This window comes from Bradyrhizobium sp. CCBAU 11361, assembly GCF_028128935.1.
In the GTDB taxonomy this organism is placed as follows: Bacteria; Pseudomonadota; Alphaproteobacteria; order Rhizobiales; family Xanthobacteraceae; genus Bradyrhizobium; species Bradyrhizobium niftali.
Map to the genome: position 1 here is coordinate 1 of NZ_LBJZ01000182.1, position 26,392 is coordinate 26,392.

24 protein-coding genes are annotated in these 26,392 nt (G+C 59.6%); 9 read left to right on the forward strand and 15 right to left on the reverse strand.

Features of this window, described 5'->3' with window-relative positions; all coding sequences use genetic code 11:
- Nucleotides 1-73: 73 nt before the first annotated feature.
- From XI08_RS24195 to XI08_RS24205, 3 genes are all read right to left on the reverse strand, one after another.
- Entirely contained in the window at nucleotides 74-820 is a 747-nt protein-coding gene (locus XI08_RS24195; protein WP_271576255.1) for an IS5 family transposase, read from the reverse strand.
- Between the two features lie 172 nt (nucleotides 821-992).
- Nucleotides 993-2,006 carry a methyltransferase gene (locus XI08_RS24200; protein ID WP_271576256.1) on the reverse strand — a complete coding sequence of 338 codons (1,014 nt, stop codon included), beginning with the start codon at nucleotides 2,004-2,006 and terminating at the stop codon, nucleotides 993-995.
- A gap of 35 nt (nucleotides 2,007-2,041) precedes the next feature.
- Entirely contained in the window at nucleotides 2,042-3,001 is a 960-nt protein-coding gene (locus XI08_RS24205; protein ID WP_271576257.1) for a Bug family tripartite tricarboxylate transporter substrate binding protein, read from the reverse strand.
- 112 nt (nucleotides 3,002-3,113) lie between these two features.
- Here XI08_RS24205 and XI08_RS24210 point away from each other — a divergent pair, with 112 nt between their 5' ends.
- Nucleotides 3,114-4,661, forward strand: coding sequence for a winged helix-turn-helix domain-containing protein (locus XI08_RS24210; RefSeq protein ID WP_271576258.1), 1,548 nt, complete (start codon nucleotides 3,114-3,116; stop codon nucleotides 4,659-4,661).
- Between the two features lie 95 nt (nucleotides 4,662-4,756).
- Here the strand turns inward: XI08_RS24210 and XI08_RS24215 are convergent, their stop codons facing one another.
- From XI08_RS24215 to XI08_RS24240, 6 genes are all read right to left on the reverse strand, one after another.
- Complete coding sequence (locus XI08_RS24215; RefSeq protein WP_271576259.1) at nucleotides 4,757-5,425, reverse strand: TetR/AcrR family transcriptional regulator; 669 nt, start codon at nucleotides 5,423-5,425, stop codon at nucleotides 4,757-4,759.
- Between the two features lie 315 nt (nucleotides 5,426-5,740).
- A complete protein-coding gene (locus XI08_RS24220) occupies nucleotides 5,741-6,484 on the reverse strand; it encodes a methyl-accepting chemotaxis protein (protein ID WP_271576260.1) in 744 nt (247 codons plus the stop codon).
- A 75-nt stretch (nucleotides 6,485-6,559) separates the two neighbouring features.
- Nucleotides 6,560-7,756 (reverse strand): xanthine dehydrogenase family Fe-S subunit, encoded by a 1,197-nt coding sequence (locus tag XI08_RS24225; protein ID WP_271576261.1) that lies wholly within the window; start codon nucleotides 7,754-7,756, stop codon nucleotides 6,560-6,562.
- A gap of 1 nt (nucleotide 7,757) precedes the next feature.
- Nucleotides 7,758-8,594: an FAD binding domain-containing protein gene (locus XI08_RS24230; RefSeq protein ID WP_271576262.1), complete on the reverse strand. Its 837-nt coding sequence runs from the start codon at nucleotides 8,592-8,594 to the stop codon at nucleotides 7,758-7,760.
- Nucleotides 8,591-10,948, reverse strand: coding sequence for a xanthine dehydrogenase family protein molybdopterin-binding subunit (locus XI08_RS24235; RefSeq protein ID WP_271576263.1), 2,358 nt, complete (start codon nucleotides 10,946-10,948; stop codon nucleotides 8,591-8,593). The genes XI08_RS24230 and XI08_RS24235 overlap by 4 nt, the downstream gene beginning before the upstream one ends.
- Before the next feature lie 32 nt (nucleotides 10,949-10,980).
- Nucleotides 10,981-12,567 (reverse strand): MFS transporter, encoded by a 1,587-nt coding sequence (locus tag XI08_RS24240; RefSeq protein ID WP_271576264.1) that lies wholly within the window; start codon nucleotides 12,565-12,567, stop codon nucleotides 10,981-10,983.
- Between the two features lie 401 nt (nucleotides 12,568-12,968).
- On the opposite strand from XI08_RS24240, the gene XI08_RS24245 reads away from it, so the two are divergent.
- Entirely contained in the window at nucleotides 12,969-13,469 is a 501-nt protein-coding gene (locus tag XI08_RS24245; protein WP_271576265.1) for a MarR family winged helix-turn-helix transcriptional regulator, read from the forward strand.
- A gap of 2 nt (nucleotides 13,470-13,471) precedes the next feature.
- Here XI08_RS24245 and XI08_RS24250 read toward each other — a convergent pair whose 3' ends face one another.
- Genes XI08_RS24250 through XI08_RS24265 form a run of 4 tightly spaced genes read right to left on the reverse strand, consistent with a single transcriptional unit; the run spans nucleotide 13,472 to nucleotide 16,781 of the window.
- Nucleotides 13,472-14,497, reverse strand: coding sequence for a leucyl aminopeptidase (locus tag XI08_RS24250; protein WP_271576266.1), 1,026 nt, complete (start codon nucleotides 14,495-14,497; stop codon nucleotides 13,472-13,474).
- 25 nt (nucleotides 14,498-14,522) lie between these two features.
- The gene (locus XI08_RS24255; RefSeq protein WP_271576267.1) at nucleotides 14,523-15,188 is read right to left on the reverse strand and encodes an N-carbamoylsarcosine amidohydrolase; all 666 of its coding nucleotides are present in this window, start codon (nucleotides 15,186-15,188) and stop codon (nucleotides 14,523-14,525) included.
- The gene (locus XI08_RS24260; protein WP_271576268.1) at nucleotides 15,185-16,021 is read right to left on the reverse strand and encodes an alpha/beta fold hydrolase; all 837 of its coding nucleotides are present in this window, start codon (nucleotides 16,019-16,021) and stop codon (nucleotides 15,185-15,187) included. The genes XI08_RS24255 and XI08_RS24260 overlap by 4 nt, the downstream gene beginning before the upstream one ends.
- Nucleotide 16,022: 1 nt before the next feature.
- Entirely contained in the window at nucleotides 16,023-16,781 is a 759-nt protein-coding gene (locus tag XI08_RS24265) for a maleate cis-trans isomerase family protein (RefSeq protein WP_271576269.1), read from the reverse strand.
- Between the two features lie 343 nt (nucleotides 16,782-17,124).
- On the opposite strand from XI08_RS24265, the gene XI08_RS24270 reads away from it, so the two are divergent.
- A complete protein-coding gene (locus XI08_RS24270) occupies nucleotides 17,125-18,099 on the forward strand; it encodes an amidohydrolase family protein (RefSeq protein ID WP_271576270.1) in 975 nt (324 codons plus the stop codon).
- 469 nt (nucleotides 18,100-18,568) lie between these two features.
- Here the strand turns inward: XI08_RS24270 and XI08_RS24275 are convergent, their stop codons facing one another.
- Nucleotides 18,569-19,519 (reverse strand): AraC family transcriptional regulator, encoded by a 951-nt coding sequence (locus XI08_RS24275; protein WP_271576271.1) that lies wholly within the window; start codon nucleotides 19,517-19,519, stop codon nucleotides 18,569-18,571.
- Nucleotides 19,520-19,617: 98 nt separating this feature from the next.
- On the opposite strand from XI08_RS24275, the gene XI08_RS24280 reads away from it, so the two are divergent.
- Genes XI08_RS24280 through XI08_RS24290 form a run of 3 tightly spaced genes read left to right on the forward strand, consistent with a single transcriptional unit; the run spans nucleotide 19,618 to nucleotide 22,074 of the window.
- The gene (locus XI08_RS24280) at nucleotides 19,618-20,613 is read left to right on the forward strand and encodes an aldo/keto reductase (RefSeq protein WP_271576272.1); all 996 of its coding nucleotides are present in this window, start codon (nucleotides 19,618-19,620) and stop codon (nucleotides 20,611-20,613) included.
- Between the two features lie 28 nt (nucleotides 20,614-20,641).
- A complete protein-coding gene (locus tag XI08_RS24285; protein WP_271576273.1) occupies nucleotides 20,642-21,676 on the forward strand; it encodes an SDR family oxidoreductase in 1,035 nt (344 codons plus the stop codon).
- A gap of 35 nt (nucleotides 21,677-21,711) precedes the next feature.
- Entirely contained in the window at nucleotides 21,712-22,074 is a 363-nt protein-coding gene (locus tag XI08_RS24290) for a VOC family protein (protein WP_271576274.1), read from the forward strand.
- A gap of 179 nt (nucleotides 22,075-22,253) precedes the next feature.
- Here the strand turns inward: XI08_RS24290 and XI08_RS24295 are convergent, their stop codons facing one another.
- A complete protein-coding gene (locus tag XI08_RS24295) occupies nucleotides 22,254-22,721 on the reverse strand; it encodes a hypothetical protein (RefSeq protein ID WP_271576275.1) in 468 nt (155 codons plus the stop codon).
- Nucleotides 22,722-23,172: 451 nt separating this feature from the next.
- On the opposite strand from XI08_RS24295, the gene XI08_RS24300 reads away from it, so the two are divergent.
- The 3 genes from XI08_RS24300 (at nucleotide 23,173) to XI08_RS24310 (ending at nucleotide 26,331) form a co-directional block, all read left to right on the forward strand.
- On the forward strand, nucleotides 23,173-23,691 hold the full coding sequence (locus XI08_RS24300) for a hypothetical protein (RefSeq protein ID WP_271576276.1): 519 nt from the start codon (nucleotides 23,173-23,175) through the stop codon (nucleotides 23,689-23,691).
- Between the two features lie 10 nt (nucleotides 23,692-23,701).
- Nucleotides 23,702-24,685, forward strand: a complete 984-nt coding sequence (locus tag XI08_RS24305; RefSeq protein ID WP_271576277.1) for a hypothetical protein — start codon at nucleotides 23,702-23,704, stop codon at nucleotides 24,683-24,685.
- Between the two features lie 206 nt (nucleotides 24,686-24,891).
- Entirely contained in the window at nucleotides 24,892-26,331 is a 1,440-nt protein-coding gene (locus XI08_RS24310; RefSeq protein WP_271576278.1) for an FAD-binding oxidoreductase, read from the forward strand.
- The last annotated feature ends 61 nt before the right edge of the window (nucleotides 26,332-26,392 follow it).

A 26,392-nucleotide genomic window follows, 5' to 3' on the forward strand; every position in this document is an offset into this window, starting at 1 on the left:
AACGCTTCTGCCACAAAGCCCAGCAGACTTTATGTGGCGAACTTTAGATTCACGTGACTAGGACGCGGACTCATTAAAGGCGCAGCCATAGCCTGATTGACGCGAGTTGAACGAAGGCAAGGTAGTTGGCGGCGAGCCTGTCGTAGCGCGTCGCCACCCGGCGACATTGTTTGATCCTGTTGAAGAACCGCTCGACCCGGTTACGAGCCCGGTAGAGGTAGGGACTGAAGCAGATAGGATCGCTGCGATTGCTTTTCGGCGGGATGTTGGCCCACGCTCCCTTCTTCATGGCAAGCGCTCTGATCCAGTCGGCGTCATAGCCACGGTCGGCAAGCAGCATTGACCCGGACTTCAGACGAGACAGCAGTTTTCCCGCAAGTCGAACGTCGTGGGCTTCGCCGGGACTCAACGCCAGCCGTACCGGCAGACCATTGCTATCGACCACCGCATGAATTTTGCTCGTCAAGCCGCCGCGTGACCGCCCCATCGATTGGCGCTGGTTTCGCATGATGCAGGCTCCATGCTGATGCACGCGGACAATCGAGGTGTCGATCATTTGGACAGCGGCATCATGAGCAGCGGCAAGTGCGTCTATGATACGGCTCCAGACCCCAGCCCTACGCCAGCGAACGAAGCGGTTATAGCAAGTGGTGTACGGGCCGAACGCCTCAGGCAGATCGCGCCAGGGTGCTCCCGATCTCAAGACCCAAAAGATGCCGTTTAGGACACGACGATCGCTTACCCGAGGAACGCCACGCGGCTTGTTGGGCAACATCGGCTTGAGGGCGGCCCATTCAAAATCGGCAAGTTCATAGCGCATGATTCGAAGCTCCAGTTTGACAGCTTGAATCACAGGCATCCGACCAAACACAATGCGCCTAATTTGCCTCCCATCACTGCTGCTTTTGGAGCGGAGCGGACATCACCCAAGGGACTATCCGGCTGGATCAGTCAAAATGATCCTGAGCCTGCACCGGAAGATATGGCGCCGCCTATTTTTCGCCGATGATCATGGAGTTGCCACCTGGAAGGTGGCGAACCATCGTCTTTGTGAACCCGGCCGAACGCATCCAACCGGTGCAATCCGTTGCCGTATATCCAAACCCACCCGCCGTCCAAAGGAGCATGTTGAGAGAGGAGAGCAAGCCAGTTGTGCTCGTGCGCCGGTCGTCATCGATCAGCATATCATAGACTATGACTGCCCCACCTGTCCGGATCGATCGATACGCCTTGTCCAGCAACATCTTCTTGGCTTCAAGGTCCCAATTGTGGAGGACGCGACCCAAGACGATGACATCGGCCTGAGGCAACGGATCCTTGAAGAAATCGCCTCCCGCGAAACTCACCCTATCAGCGACGTTGCGTTCGACCGCGTACTCCTCGAATGCCGAGCACAGCATTGGGAGATCGAATCCGATCGCGCGGACGTGAGGATGTGCCAAAGCAACCTGGACCGGTAGGCAACCTTGAGCAGTGCCTACGTCGCAAAGTGTCTGATAATTCTCCCAGGGGAACTGGTGAGCGATACCTTGAGCGGCGAGCAAGCTGCCGGACGTCATCGCGGTGACGAAGGTCCGGAATCTCGCTGCGTCGTTGTACAAAGACCCAAAGTGATCCTGGCCATGCGTTTCGGCCGCCGGGTTGCCGGTCTGCAGCGACTGCGTCAGCGACCCCCATAAGACGTATTCGCGGCGGTTGTACTGATCGAAGCTGGCGCCGAGATAAGTCGGCTTTGCTCGGTCTAGATAAAAATCGCTCTCCTCGGTGTTGCGATATTGCCCTTCGTCATCTCGCGTCAGAAGACCAGTCGCGACGAGTGCATCGAAGAAGTCGCGAGCTGAGCGACCGTGGACCCGAATGCGGCTCGCGAGATCCCTCGCATCGAGCGGGCCGGCTGCGAGCTCGGAAAAAACTCCGAGTTCGACCGCGCTCAATAGAACTTTCGCCTGTCGATAGGCGCTGCCGATCTCGAAAAGCCGATCGGTACGCGGATGTTCGCGGGTCATGGGACATTTCTCCTGTCTCGGTGCTTTGCGCGTCCCTATCGCGGCGGCGCCTGGGTGTAACGGGCGAGCGCGGCGCGCTCGTCCATGACGATCTTTTGCAGTTCTGCCGGAGAGGTGACTCGTACCCGCATGCCGATCGCATTGAAGCGTCCCGCCAAGTCCGCGCCCGCGCCGATCGCGTGCAGGTCGGCGCCGATGCGTTCACGCAGCTCCGCCGACATCCCGCGGGGCGCGAAAAAGCCAAGGAACGCTTCGTACTCAAGCTCCGGGAAACCCGACTCGCGCGCCGTGGGAACGTCCGGCAAGAAGGGTGATCGTTGACTATTCGTGATCGCGATAATCTTGATCTTGCCGGTTTGCGCCGTCGGCAACTGGGTCGCGAGGGCAGCAGCATAGAATTGGAGTCGATCTTGCGAGAGGTCCTGCATCGCCATGCTCACCTCTCGGTATGGCACACGCGGGAGATCGATGCCGGCGCGCTTCAAAAACTCCGGCACCAGATAGTCAAGACTGCCGGGAGTTCCGCTCCAATTGAACTGCCCCCGCTTGAGGCGTGCCTGCGCCACAAATTCGGACAGCGAGCTTGTCGCCAGGGAAGCAGGCACTCCTATCGCTACGTAGACTTCAGCGGCAGCCGCAACCGGCAGCAGATCATCGGGATTGTACGGAAGGCTGCCCGCGTGGGCGAGCAGGTTGCTCGTGAGCGGTCCCCCGTTCGTATAGAGCAGAGTATGACCATCGTTCGAGTTGAGCACCGCGGTCGCGGCGATGATGCCGTCGGCGCCTGGACGATTTTCGACGATGACGGGCTTCCCCCACCGCTCCGCGAGCTTTTCGGCGAACGGACGCGCCGTGACGTCGCCACCGCTGCCAGGCGGAAATGGCGTGATGATCTTCACGACTTGGGTTGGCCACGACTGGGCGTTGCCCGGAAGCGCGGTAAACGACAGAGCGATTGTTGTCAGCAGTCCCACAGCCAAATGCGTGGTGCGCATACGGAACCTCCTCGTCCCGATCGCCGGCACGGCGGTTTGTCGGGCTCGATGGACACTACAGAGCGATACCCTTAAGGTCCTTGTTTCAGGGTCTGAAGAGTTCTGAACAGGCATGGCGGTCAATCCGAAACCGGATCGAGACACTGTTCGATTTGGAAAGTTCGTGCTGGATCTTGTCGAGCGGCGGCTGACCTTTTCGGGACAGCCCGTCAAGCTCCCAAGCCGGGCGCTCGATATCCTCTGCGAATTGGCTTCGGTCCCAGGCGAGGTTGTGAGCAAGGATCGCCTGATGGAAAAAATCTGGGCGGGCCGCGTGGTGGAGGAGAACGCGATCCAGGTGCACGTGTCCGCCTTGCGCAAGGCACTCGAACTCAGAAGTGACGGTCAGAGCTACGTCGTTACCGTTCCGGGACGAGGCTATCGCCTAGTGGGAGTCAAGAATGGTCCAGACATGCTGGCGTATTCGGGTTCTGCAGACATCCCGGCGCGCGGGACCACGGTCGCCGTGCTGCGGTTCGCCAATCTCAGTGGGGATTCCAGCCAGGATTACTTCGCCGATGGTATCGTAGAGGACATCATCACGGGACTATCCCGTATCACCGGTCTATCGGTGGTCGGCAGCACGTCGAGCTTGCTGTTCGAAGCCGGCACCGGCGACCTGGCAAGTATCGGGCGGAAGCTGGGGTGCCGCTATCTCGTGCAGGGGAGCGTGCGCAAGGCCGACAATCGCATAAGGATCACGGCGAGGCTGGTTGAGTCCGACACGGGTGCTGCATTGTGGGCCGAGCGGTACGATCGCCGGTTTGACGATATTTTCGAAGTTCAAGACGCCATTGCGATGAGCCTGATCGGAGCACTCGAACCGAATCTGCGCAAGGTCGAAATCAGCCGCGTCCGACGGGAGCGTCCCAACAGTCTCGATGCATATGATCTTGTCTTGCGGGCGACCTCATCGATGCGCACGACCATGCCGACGGGCGCTGGGGAAGCCATTCCGCTTTTGCAGAAGGCATTGGAGCTGGAGCCCGATTATTCGGCTGCTCAGGCACAGCTGGCGCGATGTTTTCAGATCAGATTCAGCCGCGGTGGACTGAGCGAGGCCGATCGCGTCACCGCCGTCCGCTATGCTCGCGCTGCGACGAGAAGTGATGACGCGACCGCGCTCGGTGCTGCCGGTCTGGTGATCTGGTTCGCTGACCCTGACTTCAGTGACGCGTTCGACGTGTTTCGCCGGGCCCTGTCGATCAGTCCTTCAAATGTCGTTGCCTTGGGGAACAGTGCATTCGCGCATGCGTTCATGGGCGACCGCCAAAGTGCGCTTGAACTGGCGCAACACGCCCTCGACGTAAGTCCTTTCGATACACTGATTGCTCATATGGCGATCGCGGTGACTGAGCTTTATGCCGATCGGTTTGATGAAGCTCTGAAGGCAGCGGCTCGCGCAGTCGAAGCCAATCCTTCATTCAGTGTGCCGCATGTCCTTCAAACGATCGCCCTGGTCCGGCTCGGTCGAATCGAAGAGGCTAGATCGGCCGCCGAACGTGTCTTGAACCTAGACCCGACGTTCACGATGCCAGTATGGTCAGTCACCGTACGGAAAAACCCTGCTGTTTTCGATCCAATGGCACAGGCGTGGAGCGAGCTCGCTACTTGCAGTTAATGTCTGCGCATGCCAAGTGCGACATATTGCGCCACCTCATGATCTCGGCCGCTTTCGGAGCGAAGCAGACAGGTCGAAATTAATGAGTACGCGCCCTAGCGACGGAATCCGGCCGCCGCGAACATGACGATTTCATCAATGAAGTCATCGCTGCTTGGCTCTAAGCTCTTGATGCCGCTGATGTCATCAACACGGTGCGCATCGGACAGTATGTAGAGATAGATCCCAATAAGCTGCGAAAACCTCAAGAATAGTTTCTCTCGCGACTTGTCGGAAAGGAGGCGGTGCAGACAAGCTACGTAAGCTCGGACGGGACGATCATACACCTTGCGCCTCAACGCAAATGACTCCTCATCTTGCTCTGCGTGAAGCCGCGCTTGGATCCGCAAGAACGCTCGCCCCTGAACCGAATCTCGCAATTTGAATGGTGGGATGATGTAGGATCTAATGATGTCCTCGACAGTGAACCGGTGCTGAGAGGTGATACGCTCAAGCAACTCCATTCGCTGCGCAGCAAGCCAGTAGCCCCGCCGAAGATAGACCTCCTTGAACATTTCGTGTTTGCTGCCAAAATAGTAATTGACCATGGCTTGCGTAACGTGAGCATCCAAAGCGATCTCTCGCAGGCTGGATCCGGCGTAGCCCTGTTCTGCGAAGTGGCGCTCCGCGGCGTCGAGGATCGCCTCGCGGCTTTCCGTGCGTCCCTCTGGTCGACCCGGCCCTGACTTACGCTTCTTCGCCGTGTGTTGTTTCGTTTCTGGCATCCCGCCCCTCAGTTGATTGCCTGCTCGCCTATATTCCAGGTGGAAGCTCGTCCATTTCCGTCCTGCTGCTCCCGACTCGTCGATCAACAATTATACAGCAGTTTAATTATTGCTCATCTGGACAATAGACCGTGCTCGCTCAATCGGAGCGTTGGCCGGCCCAAAAAAAAGAGGCCGCTGCTGGATATGGACCAACAGCGGCCTGCCAAGTCTGGGGAGGAAAGGCAGACAAGCCGGTCTGCCAGCGGATCAGTTTTCGGCTGGACGAGACCTGCGAGAAGCAGGGGCCCAGTTAGAGATATGAACGACCGTTGATTATGCCTGCGCTTCCATGATCTGCTTCGCGTAGGTAACCAGACCTTCCGCCCGTGCCCTGTTCGTCTCAGCATTATTTTGTATTTGGTCGACGACGTCCTTCAGACTTCTCACTCCGTTGGTGGTTTGATTCGTTGATTCTGCAATCTGTGAGACAACCTTCTCCTGCAACTCAACTGCGGAGGCGATTGCGTGCATCCTTCCGTTGATGGCGCTAATGCTCTGTCTGATCTCATCTACGGACATGGCCGCCCGTTCACCCGCCGACTGAATGCCTGTCAGTTCTCGAGAGATTTCTTCAGTGGCATTCGCAGCGTCTCGCGCGAGCATTTTTACCTCGCTGGCAACTACAGCGAAACCCTTGCCCGCATCTCCCGCTCGAGCTGCCTCGATCGTTGCGTTAAGTGCGAGTAGGTTGGTTTGGCTAGAAATGCTCCGAATGAGCTTCACGATGCTTGCGATCTTGAGCGACAAGCTGCGCAATTCCTCGCAACTTTGATGGGCCTCCTGAACGCTGACCGTGACCTTTTGGAGATCTTGCGAGGTTCCATGCGCCTCTTGTGAAATCTGCGCGATCGAAACACTGACTGATTGAGATGCCTTCGCGACGTTGTCTGCGCCCTCTTCCACCGCTTGACATGAACCTACGACGGAACGACGGGCCCCGCGCGCTCTTGCGATCCCCGCAGCTACCTCGCCTGCCTGATCTGCGATGCGCTGGATCAGGCTTTCACTGTCTTGCATTTTCAGCCCCCGCGTCAACGCGACGCCTGTACGATGCGACCGAAGTGACCAGCGGCGTTGGCATAGTGACGGCCCTCACCGATCCAATCCGCGCCAGCGCTGTATACGCGCTTTGAGTACGCCCCACACGAGCGACGATATTCCGAGCGTCTTGACCGCTTGCTCACTGACGACCTCGCCTTTCAGGGCCGCCTCGAGATGGGAGACAAAGATGGATGCAAGGCGTTGGATGACGTCTTGGACAAGTCCGCCACGGCTGAACTGGGCCAGACGACCGCTAAGCCGCCAGGAGAGATTCACTTGAATCAAACTGCCCGAGACCTCACCTGGAAGGACCCGCCATTCCAATTCACCTTCGGCTGTCGATCCGGAGCCCGTATCTCGGCCGCCGCCACTCAAGCGCCCAACCCGCTGTTCCGGATCAAGCATCACTTGGCCGTCGCCGTTAAATGCAACCTTCATTGGACCCAGGGCGACGTTCATTCGGCCCTTGATGTGATCCCCCTCGAGTTCAGTAATCTCAGCACCGGGCAAGCACGAGGAGACTTCTCGAATATCGGCAAGACGGCCCCAGACAACCTCGGGCGGAAAGCCGACCGTTAGGCGCTGCTCGATCGACGACCACCCCCTGCGGCCCCCCGTTGTTGTTGACGGAGTTATGGCTGAGGAGCGAGGCGCTTGGCTCGCAACTTGGCCAGGCGCTTCGGAACGAGGCGTTGAACTCGTTGCCCGGCTGGGCACACCTGCGGCCGTTGCAATGGCGGCTACCTCGGTCTTGGCGGCAGGCGATTTGGACGCTTGCGCGAGCTTCCCTTTGCTCACCTCTTGGATTGCTTCCACAATTCCGACATATCCTGTGCAGCGACAAAGATTGCCGGATAGCTCCTCGCGAATTCGCACTGCGCTTGTTTCGCCAAGTCGGAGAATGATGTCTCTCGCGGTGATCAGCATGCCCGGGGTGCAGAAACCGCATTGCAAGCCGTGATGACGAGAAAATGCATCACGCAGTTGATCCATCAGGGCATCATCATCGAACCCTTCGATGGTCGTAACAGAGCTACCGTCGCAGTCACCGGCATAACTGATACAAGATCGCTGGGGCTTTCCGTCAACGAAGACCGTGCAGGCACCACACACGCCTTGCTCGCACCCGACGTGGGTGCCTGTCAAATTCATCTCTTCGCGCAATAACTCGCTTAGTTGAGTACGCGCCTCTGCTGTCGTCCTCACGCGACGCCCGTTGACGGTCAGACTGATATCAATCGTCGACATCTCAGGCGGCTTCCTTAAGTGCGATCTGTTGCAGGCTGCGTTGCACGGCGACGACAAGCTGCTGTCGGTGACCAGGCCCGATATGTGTAAGCGTCTCTTCTATCTCTTCGCGCGCCTGGCTGGCGGCCTGTTCCGGCCCGCGGCTCGCTAATACCTCAGCACTGCGCGCAAGAAGAAGAGGCCGCCCGTCCGTTGAGCCGGCGAGTATCCGAAACAGCCCAAGCTGTGCATCCTGGATCGTCACACCGATCGCCTTTGCGAATTCTCCGGTCTTGCGACAGATCTTGTAGTAGCCCCAACGGACTGTTGGCGAGAGGCGCGGAAGCTCAATTGCAGAGAGGATTTCGGTCGCAATGACTTCGGAGGTGAATGCTCCGATCAAGAATTGCTGAGCGGGGACGCGACGCTCGCCGGCCGGCCCCCGAATGATGATGGCGGCGCCCATAGCAGCCATGGTCGACACCCAATCGGCGGCCGGATCAGCATGCGCGAGGCTTCCGCCAATGGTGCCGCGATTTCGAACGGCCCGATAAGCGATCCCGCGCGCGACAAAAGGCAGTAAGCCTCCGCTGAAATCCTCAATGGCGCCATCTTCGATTTCGGCATGTGTGAGAGTCGCGCCAATCGAAAAGTACTTCGAATCGGCTTGTACATCCCGCAATTCAGGCACATGGCGGATGTCGACTAACCTGCCGGGTCGCGCTAGGCGCAGATTCAGCATCGGTCCGAGGGATTGACCACCGGCAACAACCTTCGCATTGGCGTCAACCTCCGACAGCAGAGCGACTGCGTCTTCCAGGCGTTCTGGCCGCATATAATCGAATTGAGCGGGCTTCATGCTGCGCTCTCCGAATGTGATCCTGCCGCCGCGATCGCCGCCAGGATGCGTTCCGGAGACGCGGGAATTTGGCGGACTCTGGCATTTAGAGGCATAAGGGCATCGTTGATGGCGTTTACCAGTGCCGCAGACGGCGCAATCGCTCCACCTTCACCAACTCCTTTGAGTCCATGCGCTGAGTACGGTGACGGCGTCTCCATGTGCATGATCCGGAAGCGCGGTAGCTCGGTCGGTCCAGGAAGAAGGTAGTCGATGAGAGTCGATGCAAGCGGCTGCCCATTGTCATCGTATGGGCTCTCCTCAAACAGAGCTGTCCCAACGCCCTGCGCGGCTCCCCCGAAGGTCTGCCCATCGACAATCATTGGGTTGACCATTTTGCCGCAGTCTTCACAAATTGCGTAATCGAGGATCTCGACAAGACCTGTTTCGGCATCCACAGCCACATAGGCTGCGTGGCTTGCATAGGAAAACACGCCGGTATCAACCTGTGGCTTATACGCACCCGTCGCTTCCAAGCCGCCTCTATCAACACTGTCGGGAAGCTGGTCGGGTCTCATGTACCAGGCGCGACCGACGTCCTTGTACGAAACGCTGGCTTCGCCGGAAAAAATGCGGCCGTCACGGAAGGTGATATCTTCCGCGCGGACCTGGAGCAGATGCGCCGCAATCTTCTTTATTCGTTCAGCGACGATATCGGCGGCAACCGACACCGCGCCGCCGCTCATGACGATTCCGCGCGACGCATAAGCACCTGTCGAGAATGGTGTATTGGCAGTGTCTCCAAGAGTGACGCGAATGTCCTTCAAGGGAACGCGTGTTTGCTCGTGAGCGATTTGGGCAAGGGTGGTTTCCAACCCTTGGCCAATCGTGTGGATGCCGGCCCTCACTTCTAGCGCTCCGTCAGGCGTCAGCTTGACATGCGCCTGATCGAACCCTGGGACAAGTGGAAGTCCCCATTGGGCGAACACTTTTGTTCCGTGCGCAGATTGTTCGGTGTAGGTCGCAAAGCCGACGCCCAGATATCGTCCTTTTGAGTCATGACGCGGCTCGCTGCGGATCCGATCGAAATCGATCATCCGTTTAACTTCGAGAAGTGACGCGGGGTAATCGCCGCTGTCGTATAATTTCTTGGTAACGTTCGTGTACGGCATGGCGGAGGCAGTCACGAGGTTCTCAAGCCGTACTTCCCAGGGTTCTCGTCCCACAGCTTTGGCAATCGCGTCGATTGTCAGTTCGATCGCAAAGCACACGCCAGGGCGAGCCACACCCCTATAAGGCGCGAACGGTGGCTTGTTGGTCGCTACTGAGAATGTGCTGCATCGGTACGCCTGGAGATCGTAGGGACCCGGCAGATTTCCGCCGGCTTGCGATGCTTCGAGACAGGCCGAGAATGGCCATACGGAGTATGCGCCGCAATCAATGCCGATATCTGCTTCCAGACCAAGAAACTTGCCCCGTTCATCGGCATAGGCCTTGATCTTGTACTCGTGCTGGCGAGCATTTGCGCCGGCAGTGAGATGCTCTCGGCGGTCTTCAATCCAGCGAAAGGCTCCCTTTTGCGTATAGGCGAGCCAAGCGACGGCAACCTCTTCCGGCATCAGCATGCATTTGTAACCAAAGCCTCCACCGACATCCGGCGCAGCAACCCGAACAATTGCCTGCGGAATTCCGAGGCATTCCGCCAGCCCGATCCGGATCATATGGGGGACTTGGGTCGACGTCTGCACAACCAACTGCCCGGCGCGATGATCCCACCACGCAACCAATCCTTTCCCTTCCATCGGATGCATGACTTGTCGGGACGTCGAAAGCTCCAACTCAACGGATATCGGAGCTTTGGCGATGACCTCATCCATGCCCTGGTCGAAGGACGTGCGAAGAAACAGGTTGTCCGCCCAAGCCCCGTGGAGCGGCGTTACGCCTGATGCTCGACCGGCCGCGCAGTTCACGATTGGCTCTAGCTCCTCGTACTGGATGTCGACGAGGTCGCAAATATCTTCCGCAGCCGCACGATTGTCTGCCACGCACATTGCGACGATTTCGCCGACAAAGCGCACACGGTCCGTGGCGAGCGCCGGATAGTCGGAGACTTTGTAGCCGGGGATCGATGATCGCGTCGTAATCGGCAGAACGCCATGCAGGTCCTGGCTGAAGAACACGAAATCTTCGCATCCGGCTGGTTTTGTGCGCTCACGGATCATTGCATGCGCGACCGGGCTACGCACGAATGCGACCTCGCGCATACCGGGAATCCGAATATCTCCGACAAATTGGCCGCGACCGCGGAGATGGCGCGCGTCCTCCTTTCGGAGAACGCTCGCACCAATACCTTCGCCGTGCTTTTCTGTGGCCATGGTCATCAATCCCCTGGTCGCGGCCTGCCAGCTTACAGCGAGGCCTTGTACGTCTCTGGCATGGCAATGAAGCCTATCACGGCGGCGACCGCCGCGCAGACGACAGGATACCAGAGTCCGGAATAAAGATTGCCGAAGTAGATATTGAGGGCGGCAACGCCGAATGGAAGGAAGCCGCCGATCCAGCCGGCCCCTAGGTGGAACGGTAACGACATTGACGTGTAACGGTGTCTGGCCGGAAACAGTTCAGCCATGAACGCCGCAATAGGCGCGAAGACGATCGCCAGATAGAGGTCGAGAAGAAAGACCAGGAATGTAAGAGCGGGCAGGTTCGCCTGACTAACATCCGCTCGCTGAGGCCATCCAGCAGCAACGAGGGCGCTGCGTATGCTGTCCTTGTCGATCGCGGCCAGAGACCGCCCTGCAATTGTGACTTGGGCTTGCGTGCCGGGTGAAGCGGCAACTGTCGTGAATGCGACGCCGAGATCAGACAATTGGCCGGCAATGCGGTCACAGTCGCTGCTCGGACCGGCGAAGACTCTGAAATTGCAGTTTGGCGCCGTGATAACGATCGGATTGGATTCAAGAAACGCTTCCAGGCGAGGGTTGCCATAGTGCGTAATGCCCCAAAAGATCGGAAAGGTCGTCAATGCTGATAGAACATAGGCCGCCAGCATGACGGGCTTCCGGCCAATCCGGTCGGAAAGCCATCCGAACACGAGATAGAACGGGGTTGCGAGCACCATGGCGATACAGACCACGACTTGAACGGTCTGAACCGGAAGGGCCAGGGTCTTCGTCATAAAGAACATGGTCTGAAAGAGACAGGCTCCGAAAATTCCTCCCAGCCCCGCGCAGAGCACGAAAAGAAGGAGAATGCGACCACGGTTCTCGGCGCCAAGGCTCTCGCCGACCGGCCTCTTCGACAGTTTGCCGGCCTCCTTCATCTGTTTGAAGATCGGCGTTTCTTCCAACTTCGTACGGATATAGATCGAGGTCGCGAGCAGGAAGATCGACACAATGAAGGGGATACGCCAGCCCCACTCTTGGAACTGCACATCGGTCAGAAACGAGCGTAAGCTGAGCGTAACGATGATCGAGACCAGCAGGCCCCCGGCGGCCGTCGTTTGCAGGAAACTCGTCTGAAAGCCGCGCTGATCGGGCGGAGAGTTCTCCGCGAGATATGTGACAGCTCCGCCCGTTTCTCCACCGTGGGCAAAGCCTTGGATCAGGCGAAGCGCGACGAGGGTGCCGGTGGCCCAGATCCCGGCCGTAGCAAATGTAGGAAGAAACCCTACGCCGATTGTCGCCAAACCCATCACCGACATCGTGATGAGGAAGGTCACTTTCCGACCGACAAGATCTCCGAGACGGCCAAAGACCAGCGCGCCGAGCGGGCGAACGAGGAATCCTGCCCCGAAGGTCGCGAGCGTCCCCATGAAGGCGACCGTGTCGTTGCCAGGCGGAAAGAACAGAGGAGCAAGCAGCGTGGCGAGCGCTGCGTAGACGTAAAAATCGTACCATTCAAAGAAACCGCCGAGCGTCGACGCGACAATCAGTTGCCATTTGGACCCCTGAACCTCGACCTGGCGCGGCTCTATTAGTTCTACGCTTGCCATTGTTGATATTCCCCTCATCCATCGGCCAAATCGGCCTTGTCATTTCCCCGACAAATACGAGTTATACTGAGCATTTATTTTTGAGCAAGCACCACGATCGAGCTTCCAAATGTATTATAAGATGTTGTAATTACTATAAGTTATGCAACAATTCCTCCCGCCGGGCCTCAGCTACAGAGGCGGCGCAATGAAACTACAATATATACGTCCTAATTTTTTGCCGTTACATTGGCATCGGTTGATCCATGGCATTGGAGAGTTGACCCGCGCAGCGGGCCCAAGAGCCGCGGGCAAAGCACGACTGTGCTTGCGGCTGCAAACCAATCGAGCGTATGGCGGACGCGAGTATCCTCCCCTGAGCGGGGAGGCTTTGGCCTCACGGCGGATGATGGTGATCGAGAGTGACGAAACGGACGGCGAAAAGCGACGCCACAACTTCGCTTTACGAGAGCATGCCGCTTTGGGCGCGACCAGGCTTTCTGGTCCGGCGTCTTCATCAGATCAATTACGCGCTGTTCTTCGAGGAGTGCACGACGTTTAACATAACGCCGGTGCAATATGCCTTGCTGACCACGCTCAGCCTCAACCCAGACATGGATCAGAACTCGTTGGGCAAAGAGGTCGGGATCGATCGAACGAATGTCGCGGACGTGCTTCGTCGGCTTGAACGGCGGGGGCTCGTCGAACGCCGAAAGGCTGACAAGGATCGCCGAGCTGTTCTTGCGCGCCTCACGGCCGACGGAGAGCGCGTCACTAGAGACATGTTCACCGCCATGCAGCGCGCCCAGAATCGCCTGCTGGAGCCCCTCTCCGCAGAGGAGCGAACCGCCTTCATGGCGACGCTCCTGCGCTTGGTTGACGCCCATAATCATCTCGGCCGAACCGTGTTTCAACCTTCGTGAGCTCAGGCCGCCTTGCCGAAGTCGCGTGAGACCACCTGACCGTCGAGCACAACGGGCTCGTCGTCCAAGAAGAGGCTGCAATTGCGCATTGGAATGTCGAGATGGCAGGCCGTGTCATTGGGGCCACCCAGTTCGTTGTTGGGTCCCGTGGAGAACATCACGTTGCCGAGGAATGAACGCAATTCCATGCCCATTCCGCCGGGGAACTGCGTGAGACCGTGCCATTGCGCGCGATGATCAAGCCCCCAACCGACATGTGACATGCCCATGCCGCGCGGATCGTTGAATTGGCCCATGTAGGACTTGATCAATTCAGCGTCGAGCCCACCGCGGATATCTTGAATGAATCCCTTCTCGATCGTGTAGGTCACGGGCTCACGAACATACGAATTGAACGGAAGCAGGACGTCACCGGGAGCCAGCACAATCTTGCCGTCGACACCATCGTCTGCGCCGCCGGTGAATACGAATGCGGCCGGCCAATGATCCCAGCGCCCTGGCGTGTCTGTGTATGCGTACTCTTCGATCACTGGATAGACACCAATCTTGTAAGCGACATCGGTGCCAAGTTTGCTGGTGATACGCATCGTCCTTGCCTTGCGGAGGATTGCCGCAGCCGCTTCGACCCGGTCGCGGAGTTCCTTTGTCGGCATCAAACGAGCTAGCAAGGGGGCAGGCTCGACTGCGGTGAGCACGCGAGCACCCGCGGCCTGAATTGCCATCTGCTCCTTGCTGAACAGCAGAAAGATGAGGTCAACCACCATGTCGACGTTCTTAAGAGCTTCGACGGCTTCTGGATTCCCTGCAAGCCCGGTTTCACCAACCGCCCAAGCGCCGTTTGTCGGGAGAGGAGCGGGCAGCCGCAGATGATACATGCGCGCGCCGAGCCGCTGTCCGGCGGCAAGAAATGCGTCCGCGTAGTCGAGGCGCTCCGCCCCCTGCGACAGCACGATGACTTTCTCGCCCTCGTGCACGCCGCTCAATGTGAGCTGCTGGAGGCACATTTCCGTCAGCGTGTTTGAATCCATAGTTTTCTCCCTTGGTTCGCTGCGGTTAAGACACTATTGAGCCAGCGGTGGGTGAGCTGTCGGCCAGATTTTTCATTGCTTCAGACAAGCCGACGACATCGCCGTATTTCGCATCGATGTCGAAGAGGTTGGCGTCGTGCGGCCCCGGGTGACGGTCGCCAACACACTCCCGGACAACGATGGTACGGAATCCATGCTGAACCGCATCCACAGCGCTGGCGCGAACGCAGCCGCTCGTAGAGCAGCCGGCGAGCACCACTGTATCGATGCCTTGCGCATGTAGCGTTGCGGCCAGGCTCGTCCCGAAGAACGCGCTCGCATACTGTTTGGTAACGACGACCTCGTTCGCGCGGGGCTCCACCCCCTCACAGAACTCAGCAAGTGGATTCCCCGGCACGAGAGCCGTCATGACAGGCGACTTCCTTACCCAAACGCCGCCATCGATACAGCCGCTTGCCTGGTAAAGGATTCTTGTGTGGACGATCGGTACCTTCAGCTCGCGCGCGGTCTCGAGCAGCGTGCGCGAGTGCACGACGGCTTCAACAACACCTTCGGCAAACAGAGGTGCTCCAGGCGTCGTATAGGCCTTCATGAAATCGATGACGAGGAGTGCAGGCTTCGCTCCGAAGCCAATCCGGGCGCCCCATACACCCTCGTAATTCTGCTGCGCGCTCTGTGGCACGATGTTCATCTCGCTCTTGCAAGTTTGGTCCCGATAAGTACGTCGAGCGCAGCGAAGAAGCCCTCGAAATCGTCCCAGGGTATCATGTGCCCCGCCTCCGGAACGCGCGCGATGCGTATCTTTCCATTGAGTGCGGTGATCTCGTCTTCATCGCGCTGCTCGATCACCCCGCCGCGGCCGGCAACCATTAAACCCGTCGGCACCTTGATATTGGGGATGTCCGCATGGATGTCGTCCGCATGAAAACCGTCGAATGCGGTGACAATGGCGGGCTCAAAACACGTGTGAAGCCATTCTGCCCGGAGGGCCAGCTGCTCATCGGTCCATGTCGGGCAGAACGTTCGCATGGCTTGCGCATTCGTGCCGCTGAGCGCCTGCTTGATAGAGTCGATGTACCACGACAGCTTGGAAGGATATGGACGGCGGCCAGGCCCCGATACAGGTGGGTCGACGAGAATGAGTTGATCAAAGCGCCGGGCATCGTGCGCGGCGGCCCGGATCGCGATACGAGCTCCCATCGAGTGACCAAGGATCGTTACGCGATGGAGATCCAAGGCGCGAACGAAGGCGATCAAGTCCGCAGCCAGCGTATCGAGATCGTAAGACAGTTCTGGTCCAGTCGAGGACAACCCACGACCGCGCACATCAAGAACATAGACATCGAATTGTCTTGCGAGACGCTCAGCGACAAATCCCCAGGTCACGGCTGGACTGGTTATGCCAGGAACAAGGACGAGCGGAGCGCCCTCGGAGCGAAAGCGGAGATAATGCTGTCGTATGCCGTTGGCGCGAAGATTTCCGCCAAAGCCTGCGACAGCATGGGGGTTACCCGCGCCGCCCATCTCAAAACGCCCCCGAGAGCAATGCGCCGCCCCCGGGGACTTGCGTTTTCAGGTCGAGCGCCTTGAGCATTGCATAGGTGGTCGATATCGCGGCGGTAATCACCGGCTTTCGCGTGACAGCCTCGACGTAGGGCACGACCGGCAAGGAGGGCATCTGGACGCACGCCGATAGCACAATGGCGTCGGCCCCGGTGTAGTCCATTCCAGCAACGATCTCCGGCAACCGTTGAGGATCGTGTTGAGCCACCTCGAAGTTGTCTGAAATCTCTAAGGCTCGCGAATCAAGCACTTTGAAGCCTTCGTGCTCGATGTAGTCGATGACGAGTTGAGTGAGCGGCTTCATGTATGGAGCGACCACCGCGATCCGCTTGGCGCCCAAAACGCCAAGCGCGTCGACGAGCGCCCCAGCGCTCGTTACGACCGGAGCCGGGGCATCGTTTGTTAGAGTCTTCTTGTGCAAGCGATCCTGAGACACACGATGGTACGCCTTGCCCATGCTCATGATCGCGACCAGGCAAGCATAGCCAAGAACGTCAACGCGGGCGTCGCTCAGCTCAACGGCACACCGATCCGACTCCGCGTCCATCGCAGCCAGCTCTTCCTTTTGCACCTTCTTCATGCGCATGCGGCTGGAATGGAAGGTAAAGCGCGTGCCGTGCGCGACACTGTGCGCGTTGAGCATCGCAGGAATCTCCGTCTCCATGGTGGTGTTGGAACTCGGAACGATCTGTCCCACCCTGTAGACGCGGCCTTCGATCATGTGTGCCTCCATAGCGCCCGCCCTCTGAACCACCCCGGCGGGATAGAGAGACAGGCGGAGATGACAAATTAAACGTATAATTAGTTATTTTGGCCGAGCTCTACCACGGCAAGCGAATTTTGCTGTTGATCGCAGGGGCCCTTTCGATTGATACTCAGTATACATCTCTTTCTGGCTTACGCTAGCCCCTTCTTTCGAAAATGCCATCCGGACGGTTCCCCGAGGAGAGCCCCGCGGGATGCATGGGACTGAGGCGATCGGCGACGAACGGTGAGGGGTAACCGGAACGGGAGGGGCGACTGGAGGACCCAGCGCCCTACAAACCAAGCGCTCGGAGAATTTTATGACGAACCGAATTCCTAAGATTGCGTTCGAGGAGCATTTCATGGCTCCCGGGTTTGAACACTATTCAAAGGTTTTCACCCAGCATATTGACGATGTATCATCATCCAACTTGTTTGCACGATTAGCTGATTTCGACGACCTGCGGTTAGCCGCGATGGACGAAGCCGGTATCGAAATCATGGTCCTGTCTCAGACCGGGCCAGCCATACAAGCCGAGCTCGATACACCTGTTGCGATAAAGCGGGCACGCGAGAATAACGATTTTCTGGCGAAGCAAATACAACGTCGCCCTACCCGCTTCGCCGGCTTCGCAAGTTTGCCCATGCACTCGCCGAGAGAGGCTGCGGCTGAATTAGAAAGAGCGATCCTCGAGCTTGGCTTCAAGGGGGCTCTAGTTCACGGACACACCAGTGGCCGCTACTATGACGATGCCGCCTACGATGTCCTGTGGGAGCGCCTGGAGGCCTTAGATGCGCCCCTATATTTGCATCCGACCGATTTTCCTGAACTTCCCAAATCTTTTCAAGGCCATCCGGAGTTGACGGCAGCGGCCTGGGGCTGGGGCGTAGAGACGGGCACCCACGCTCTCCGGCTTTTGTTCGGCGGCGTGTTCGATCGATATCCAAGCGTGAAGATTGTGCTCGGCCATATGGGTGAAGGTCTGCCGTTCCTGAGATGGCGATTCGACAGTCGATTCGCCGTCTATTCACATGGCATCAATCTCAAGCGGCGGCCGTCCGAATACATTGGCAGCAATATTCTGATTACCACAACTGGAGTCTGTTCCCCGGGAGCCCTTCTGGGAGCCATAGAGGAGGTCGGCGCTGACTCTGTGATGTTTTCGGTCGACTACCCTTACGAGTCGGCAACAGTCGCAGCGGATTTCATCGAGCAGGCCCCCTTGAACGACGAAATTCGAGAAAAGATCTGCTATCGTAATGCAGCTCGCCTTCTCAAATTGAAACCGGCTTGACCAGCCTGCGATGCTCGACGGCGGAGCCCCGCCTCTAAGACTCTCCTTCCATCGTATCCCGGCGTGGAATTGGATGCACTACGTTCGTGCGATCAATGGCGACGATTGAGACCGTGAGTCCGTCCAATAGTCGACAACTGTGACAATGCCCCGATCTCACGGTGAGCCACCTGGGTTATCGTGCCATCCATGACGGGCACGGTCCAAGTTGCCGCACCCAACATTGCAGTTGATCAACGACGGCCAAACCTTGAAAGGTGCATTGAGAAATCCGAGAAGCACTGGTGATACACCTGTATCAGTAACAGGGTGCTTCCGCGAAACACGCCGGCACTCACGACGCACAGAGATAGGACGCGCTCCCAAATCATCGCGTTGCTGGCGATGTCATTGGAATTTGGCATCGGTTTGCACCCGCGTTTCTTCCTGCGGCGAAATCTTCAATAGGGTAAGTCGCGGGGTTGTCGCATCAGATGTCCTCCCGCCGAGTCAAACGACTACGTTTGAACACATTGTTGTCTCGGTAAGATTTGGGTGACGTGCCGGTCACCCGCTTGAACGCATTGCTAAAAGCGCTCTCGGACGTATAGCCGATGGAGCGCGCGACCAACGCCACCGGCTTTGCCGCCTCGTGCCGCAGTGCCTGCTCAGCCAGTCGCATGCGCCACTGTGTGAGGTAGGCCAAGGGCGCGACGCCGGCGACCGTGTGGAACCGCTCGGCGAACGTTGTCCGCGACATGGCGCAGGCGGCTGCCAGATCTTCAAGGTGCCATGCCCGCGCCGGGTCCTTGTGCATCAAACGTAGGGCCGGCGCGATACGCGGGTCGCCCAGCGCCCTCAGCCAGCCGCTGCCTTCGCCATGTGATCCGGCCACGTGAGCCCGCAGGATCTGGATGAAGAGCAGTTGCGCCAGTTGAGCGGATGCGAGTTCAGCGCCGGGTAGATCGGATATACGCTCCTCTACGAGCCGGTCGAGCAGCCACCGGAACGTCGCAGCCGCGGGCAAATGCGCCTGCACGTGGATCCAGGGCGGCAGGACGTCCGCCAACAGGCGGCCACTCACGGGATCAAGCAACACGTGTCCGCCGATATGCGCGAAGTCGTCACCGTCGCCGAGTTGAGCGGTCGTTCGCCCGGCTCCAGAGAACAATGTCATCGCGTCGACAGGCGAGACATCCGGATCACTCGCGAGCACGAACGCGCGCGGCGCCGAGAGCAGCCCCACATCCCCCGTCTCGAACCGGATCGGCGCTTCGCCGTCGAGGGTCACCCAGCAGCCGCCTTTCACGACGGCGAAGAACTTGATCGTCTTCGGCACTGGGAAGCGGATCGCCCAGGGGCCTCCAGCGGTGAAGCCGCCCGTAACCAGCGTTTCCGCTCGCGCCAACCCGAGGATATCTGAGAAGGGATCTGTGGTCATTCTCGTACTCTCGCGCAAGTATGGCGCATTCTCAAGCATTCAACGTCCGGCCTACCCCATTTATGTTCATGCCGAGCGAACGCAAGAAGGATGAACCCTTGGCATTGAACAGAAGGCAACTTGGACGTCAGGGCCTCACGGTCGGCGCCATCGGACTTGGCTGCATGGGAATGAGCCAGTCATACGGACCGGCCAACGAGGCGGAGTCAATCGACACGCTTCATCGCGCCATCGAGCTCGGCTGCGACTTCTTCGATACAGCGGAAGGCTACGGCCCGTACACCAACGAGGAGCTTCTCGGCCGCGCTTTCCGTGGCCATCGGGAAAAAGTGATCCTCGCGACCAAATTCGGATTCCGGTTCGAGAATGGCCGCCAACTTGGCGCCGAGACCGACAGCAGCCCCGCCGCGATCCGTCAGGCGGTCGAGGGCTCGCTGCGCCGGCTGCAAACCGACCATATCGACCTGCTCTACCAGCATCGCATTGACCGTAAGGTGCCGATCGAAGATGTGGCCGGAACGGTCGGCGAACTGGTGAAGGAAGGCAAGGTCCGCTTCTTCGGCCTGTCCGAGGTCGGCGCCGCCACGCTGCGCCGCGCGCATGCGACCCATCCGGTCTCGGCGCTGCAGAGCGAATATTCGCTGTGGGAACGTAATCTCGAAGCCGACGTGATGCCGGTCTTGCGCGAGCTCGGCATCGGTCTTGTGCCGTTCTGTCCGCTCGGGCGCGGCTTCCTGGCCGGCGGGGTGAAGCGCGCGGAAGACTATCCTGAAGGCGATACCCGGCGCATCGACGAACGGTATCAGAGCGGGAATTACGACGCCAACGTAAGGGCCACGCAAGTAGTGTTCGACCTCGCCGAAGCCAAGGATGCAAAGCCTGCGCAGATCGCCCTCGCCTGGCTGCTGCAGAAGGGCAATTTCATCGTGCCGATCCCCGGCACCAAGCATCGCTCCCACCACGAGGAAAATATCGCGGCGGACGCTGTCTGGCTGACGCCTGCTGAGACGCAGTCGCTCGACGCGGCGCTGGCGACCGGCACCGTTTCCGGCAATCGCTATCCCGCCTGGGTAATGGCAGGAATCGACCGCTGATGCGAGACGAACAACTCTGGAGATCATGATGAGTGACGAACTGGTACTCGTGACAGGCGGAAGCGGGTTCATCGCGCAGCATTGCATCCTGGCTCTGTTGGAGGCCGGCTATCGCGTGCGGACCACGCTCAGGTCGCTGTCGCGCAGGGAGGAGGTCCTGACCAACCTTAAAACGGGCGGCGCCGAGCCGGGCCATCGGTTGTCGTTCGTCGCCGCCGACCTCACCGCCGACGACGGCTGGGCAGACGCAGCCGCCGGCTGCACCTACGTGATCCATGGCGCCTCGCCGACGCCGTCCGGCGCTCAGGTGCGCGAGGAGGATTGGGTCAGGCCCGCGGTCGACGGAAACTTGCGGGTGCTGCGCGCGGCGCGCGGCGCGGGCGTGCGGCGTGTGGTTCTTACTTCGGCCTTCGGCGCCATCGGCGTCGGGCACAAGCCGCGCAACCGCCCGTTCGACGAAACGGACTGGAGCGACCTGACCGGTGATGTCGCCGCCTACCAAAGGTCGAAGACGCTGGCCGAGCGCGCATCGTGGAACTTCGTCGCGGGTGAAGGTCGCGGGCTTGAACTGGCCGCAGTCAATCCAACGACCGTGCTCGGGCCGGCACTCGGGCCTGACTATTCGCATTCGATCCGTCTCATCAAGAACGTGCTGGACGGTCAGCCGGGTTGTCCTAAAATCAATACCTGCGTCGTCGACGTGCGCGACGTCGCCGACCTGCATCTGCGTGCGATGACCGATCCCGCCGCAAGGGGCGAGCGCTTCCTTGCCGCGACGGGCGAGAGCCTGTGGATGGTCGAGATCGCCAGGCTGCTGAAGCAACGTCTGGAGAAAGGCGCGAGCAAGGTGTCCACGCGCGTTCTGCCCAACTGGTTCATCCGCGTCGTCGCGCTCTTCAATCCGGCGATGAAAGGGATCGTGCCGCATCTCGGCGTCAACATGAACGCCAGCGGCGAGAAGGCCCGACGCCTGCTCGGTTGGGCGCCGCGCTCGCGCGAGGAGGCCATTATCGCCACGGCCGAGAGCCTCATCCGCCTCGGCCTAGTCAACGCGACGGAATAGAAACTGGAGACAGGCATTAAAAACTGGATACAGCCATGAAAATTCTGGAACAATGCTTCCGCGTTTACGCTACAGCAGACGCGATCGACACGACGATCGCCTTCTATGAACAGCTTCAGAGCGTGACCTGCGCGCGCCGCGTGACGATCACGGAAACGAATGTGGTCGCCGCCCGCGTCGGCAGCTTCCTGATCCTGGCCGGCGATGGCGAGGCCATGACAGCCGCTCGGCAGGTGCACGGCATTTTCTACGTTGATGATCTCGATACCTACGCCGATTGGGTTAGCAAACAGGGCTGCGAACTGCTGCATGATCCGCGCACGGTCACCAGCGGCCGTAACTTCACCGCCCGACACCCCGATGGGTTAGTTATCGAGTATTTCGAGGCGCGCCGATGAAGACATGGCGGTTCGACGGCCTCGGCGGCGCCTTCCGCTCGGAGACGTAATACGCAAAGCCATCATGTACGCGGATGCAAGCGTCGGAATCGGACGACTTGCCGGGCCGGGAGCGCTACCAACCGACATTCATGCATTGACCTTCGACGCGCTATCTCGGTCCAATATGGAACGAGGCTCTACCGGTGCCGCCGCCGCGCGTATTTCCGGCCCGGCAGGGTGTCGGTATCGACCTTCTTGCGGGACTTTCCGCCGAGCTTATCCCACATCTTCTTGCGCATCCTGACGGCCAAAAGGGAGAGCCGCATCAGGTGCGCAACAGCCATCTCCGACCTGCCAAGATCAAACAGGCGGTAGCAAATCTCGACACCCCGTTTGGTGAGGCGCTTGTCTTCGAAGTGATTGCGCAGGTGATACGGGTCGTACTCGCCCTCAAGGCCGGTGCCCTTGAGCGACATTTCTGCGTTCACTTTTTTGATCGCGACATTCCGCTCCTTGAGCTGCCGGATAAACGCCCTGTTGGGGGAAAAAGCTTTCCCAAACCAAGTCAAAGGGGTGTGGGGAAAGGTGGTAGCGGGAGAGCGACTCGAACCCCCGACAAGCGAGCTATTCACTATCGAAGCAAAACCAGGGCAGGCGGCAGCCATCGTCTCCCCCAGGGCATACTGATAAGGTTTGACGGTTTTCCTTATCAGTCCCCGAACTGACTCCGTTTTGTTAGAAACCTTATCAGTTGAAGAACTGACTCCATTTGCGGCCGGATCTTATTGTCGCCCGAAGTCTCGTAAGCCCTCACGCCGTCTGAAACCAGGACTGCGAGGACCGCTTCTGCGACGCCCCTTAGTGCATGGTAGCGGATGAAGGGGCTCCCTTTGGTTCTACGCCGCACCATCGGAGCCGGTTGGGAGAAATCAAGGCCCGCAGCTCTAGCGGGCGGGCATAGCGAGGCTCTGCGCGAGGCCTCCCTCTGGATGCGCGCGGATTGCCCTTGCCTGCACGCGCTGCGGGCCTATTCACCCGACCCTACCGGCCGGGTGGTGCGGAGATGCAACGAGAACGCTAGGATGAGCTCTTAGCAAAGCCTTCCATGGATCGCGCATGCAGTCACTCGGACCGGAACAGCAATTTGTGCTGACAGAGCTCTGGACACTCGCTTGGGCAGCATCGGTGCAGCGCGCCAATTTGTATGCGCCAGGTTCAAAACAGACGGGGCAACTGCGCGACAAGCTCCAGGAATTGATAACAACCCAGCTGCTTCCGCACTACGTGAGACCCTGTACGGAGCGACAGCACTATCTCAATCTTGCGCAGTTGGTAGAATTTGGCACGGCAGCTCTCCCAAGCTCCTTGCGAGACGGTCGGTACAGATACGGCGTCGCTCAGAAGCTGCTGAATCTCGTGCTCAAGTACCATTGGTGCCAAGGGGTTGAGCCGCTCGAGATCAGCCTGTGGCTTGGCCATCTTCGACCGCCCGACTCGGTTGAAACGACGCTCGTCTACAGCCCGTTTTGTCCCGATTATCTGATCAACGCCAAGGCGGCCGTCGAGGCGTTCGTGCGCGAGATCGCTTCACACTGCCGCCGACACGACATCCTGAACCCTCCCTGGCTCGATTGAGGTAAATGCAATGACCACCCGTAACGAGAAGACCGAGAAAGCATACAGCACCCGCGCAAAGCAGGTCGCCGTGGCAGCCAGCAAGAAGGCGGGACGCCGCCTGTCTCCGACCGAGCTCGCTCAAAGCCTAGTTGCCCGCCGCCCCGAGCTCGCCGCGTCGAGCTTCCGGCAGAACCGCGCCGCCATCACTTTCATGCTCAATGAGGTCGCGCTGAACCAGCCCGCTCTAGCCCCGGAAACCCTCGCGGCGATCGCGATCCTCAGGGACGCCGAATCGGTCGAGCGGTCCGACGACGGCGCGCCGCGTACCTCGGCGCAGAAGCAGAAGCGCCTCGATGATGATTTGCACCGAATCTGCCACGCCGCTCTGGCGACGACCAGCCCGAACGCCGGCACGTTGGTGGACCTCCTGACCGTAGGATCGCTCACCGGCGCGCGGCTCGCCGAGTGGCCGACCGCAAAATTCGGGCCGTCAGAAGACCCCGATTTCACGTGGCAGTTGACGTTGACAAACGGCAAGCAGGGAAACGGACGAGCGCATGGCGAAACGCGCACATTGCGGTGGGAGTGGCTACCCGATGAACTTGCTGCGCAGACGAAAGCCTGGATCTTCGCGGCGCGCGAAGCGGCCGCCAATGGATGCTATGAGACCCTCATTTCGACCCTCGAATCGCTGATGCGGCGAGTAACGAAGCTGCTTTTCCCGAGGCGGCTGCGCCGTCCGACCCTTTCGTCGGCTCGGCATGCCGCCACCGCGCGATGGAAAATGAATTATGTGGTTCCTGCCCGGTCAATGGAAGACAAAGAACTCGGACTTGCGATCGTGGCGGCGTTGCTGGGCCACGCCTCCGACGAAACCGCAACCCGACACTACGCGCGCCCGCGCGAGGCGGATGGCAGGTTTCCGGTCCCAACGCCCGACCCCACCGAAGTCGCGCGCGTCCGCAAGCGCTACCCGGCACCGAGCAGGGCGCGCGAGCGTCTGGAGCCCTAAGCAGTTCGTTGTGGCCGGGACGCGCCGGACGACTAGGCGCGTGGAAACGACCCCGTAAGCCGAACGCGTTCAACACGAGGACGCAGCGGCGCAAACTGCCAACTATCACGGCATTTCAGCATTGGTTTCTTCGGAATCGCTCCCGAACGGCAAGCAATGCCGCACAAGCACGCAAAGATGATCCAATGCCAACCGGGAGCTGAAGCATGTTCCAGTCAGTACACGTTCGGGCCTTTCGTGATCTTCTGGACAGCGGGGGCGTCATTGAGGACCCGGAGCGGATCGCCACCTACACAATGGATCAACGTCAGCTCTTCACTGGGACGACGTTTGCCGTGCTGAAGCCGGCGACGACACAGCAAGTCGCCGACATCGTACGGCTGGCGGCGCACCTCGGTATCGGAATTGTTCCGCAAGGCGGCAACACCAGCTACTGCGGCGGCGCGACGCCGGACGCCTCCGGACGGCAGATCATCGTGAGCCTCGAGCGGATGGACAGGATTCGCGAAGTCGATCCCGTCTCTATGAGCATCTCTGTCGATGCCGGCGTCATCCTGAAGAACGTACAGAACGCCGCGGCGGCTGCCGGACTTCTGTTGCCGCTCAGCCTCGGCGCGGAAGGCAGTTGCCGGATCGGCGGCAACATCGGCACGAACGCCGGCGGGCTGTCGGTCGTCAGGTACGGGATGACGCGCGATCTGCTGCTCGGGATCGAGGCGGTGCTGGCGGACGGCACGGTGGTCTCCGACATGCGCAAGCTACGGAAGAACAATACCGGCTACGACGTCAAACAGTGCTTCGTCGGAAGCGAGGGGACTCTCGGCATCGTCACCGGCGCAGTGTTGCGTCTCGCGCCTTTGCCGACCCGTCGTGCGACTGCCTGGCTGAAGCTCGCGAACGGCGCGCCGCTCGCCGAGCTTCTCGCCTTGGTCCGTCGCGAATCCGCAGACCTGCTGACCACGTTCGAATTCATGGCAGCCCGATCCATCGCGCTCGCGACCGACGCAATGACCGACCCACCCTCCCTTGGAGCGGGCTCAGCAGGCGCCGTCCTCGTCGAGTTCGCCTCTTCCTCACGCCATCTCGATCTCGACGAACTGATGGAAGCCGTTCTGGCCGAGGTGATCGAGGCCGGATGGATCGAGGACGCGTTGCTGGCGCAGAGCGGATCGCAGCGGGCCGCTATGTGGCGGCTCCGCGAGACCATCCCCGAGGGTGAGAAGCGCCGGAACGGATCGGTCAAGCACGACATCTCGGTACCGCTTTCCTCCATTCAGCGCTTTTTGGATTTGGCCGGCTCGCAGGTGCGATCGTATGACGCCGACCTTGAACTGTCCGTCTACGGCCATGTCGGCGACGGCAATCTGCACTACAACGTGCTCGTTCCTCCCGACGTCGACCGGCTGGATTTCACCAAGCGGATAGACGGCAGCCTGTCGCTGCAACTCTACGACACCGCCGCGGCGCTCGGCGGCACGTTCAGCGCGGAGCACGGCGTTGGTCGTTTCAAGAAGCACCTTCTGGAGCGGTACGGCGATGTCGGCCGCATTGCTGCGATGCGTCGGATCAAGACCGCCTTTGATCCGGCGGACATCATGAACGCCGGCGCGGTCGTTCGTCCGTTGGGAGAGAAGTCTGCCTGTTGAACCATCGGCCGGCGAGTTGGCGATGCTTTAGTCCAGGCCCAAACGGTGCGCTTTCGGCTGA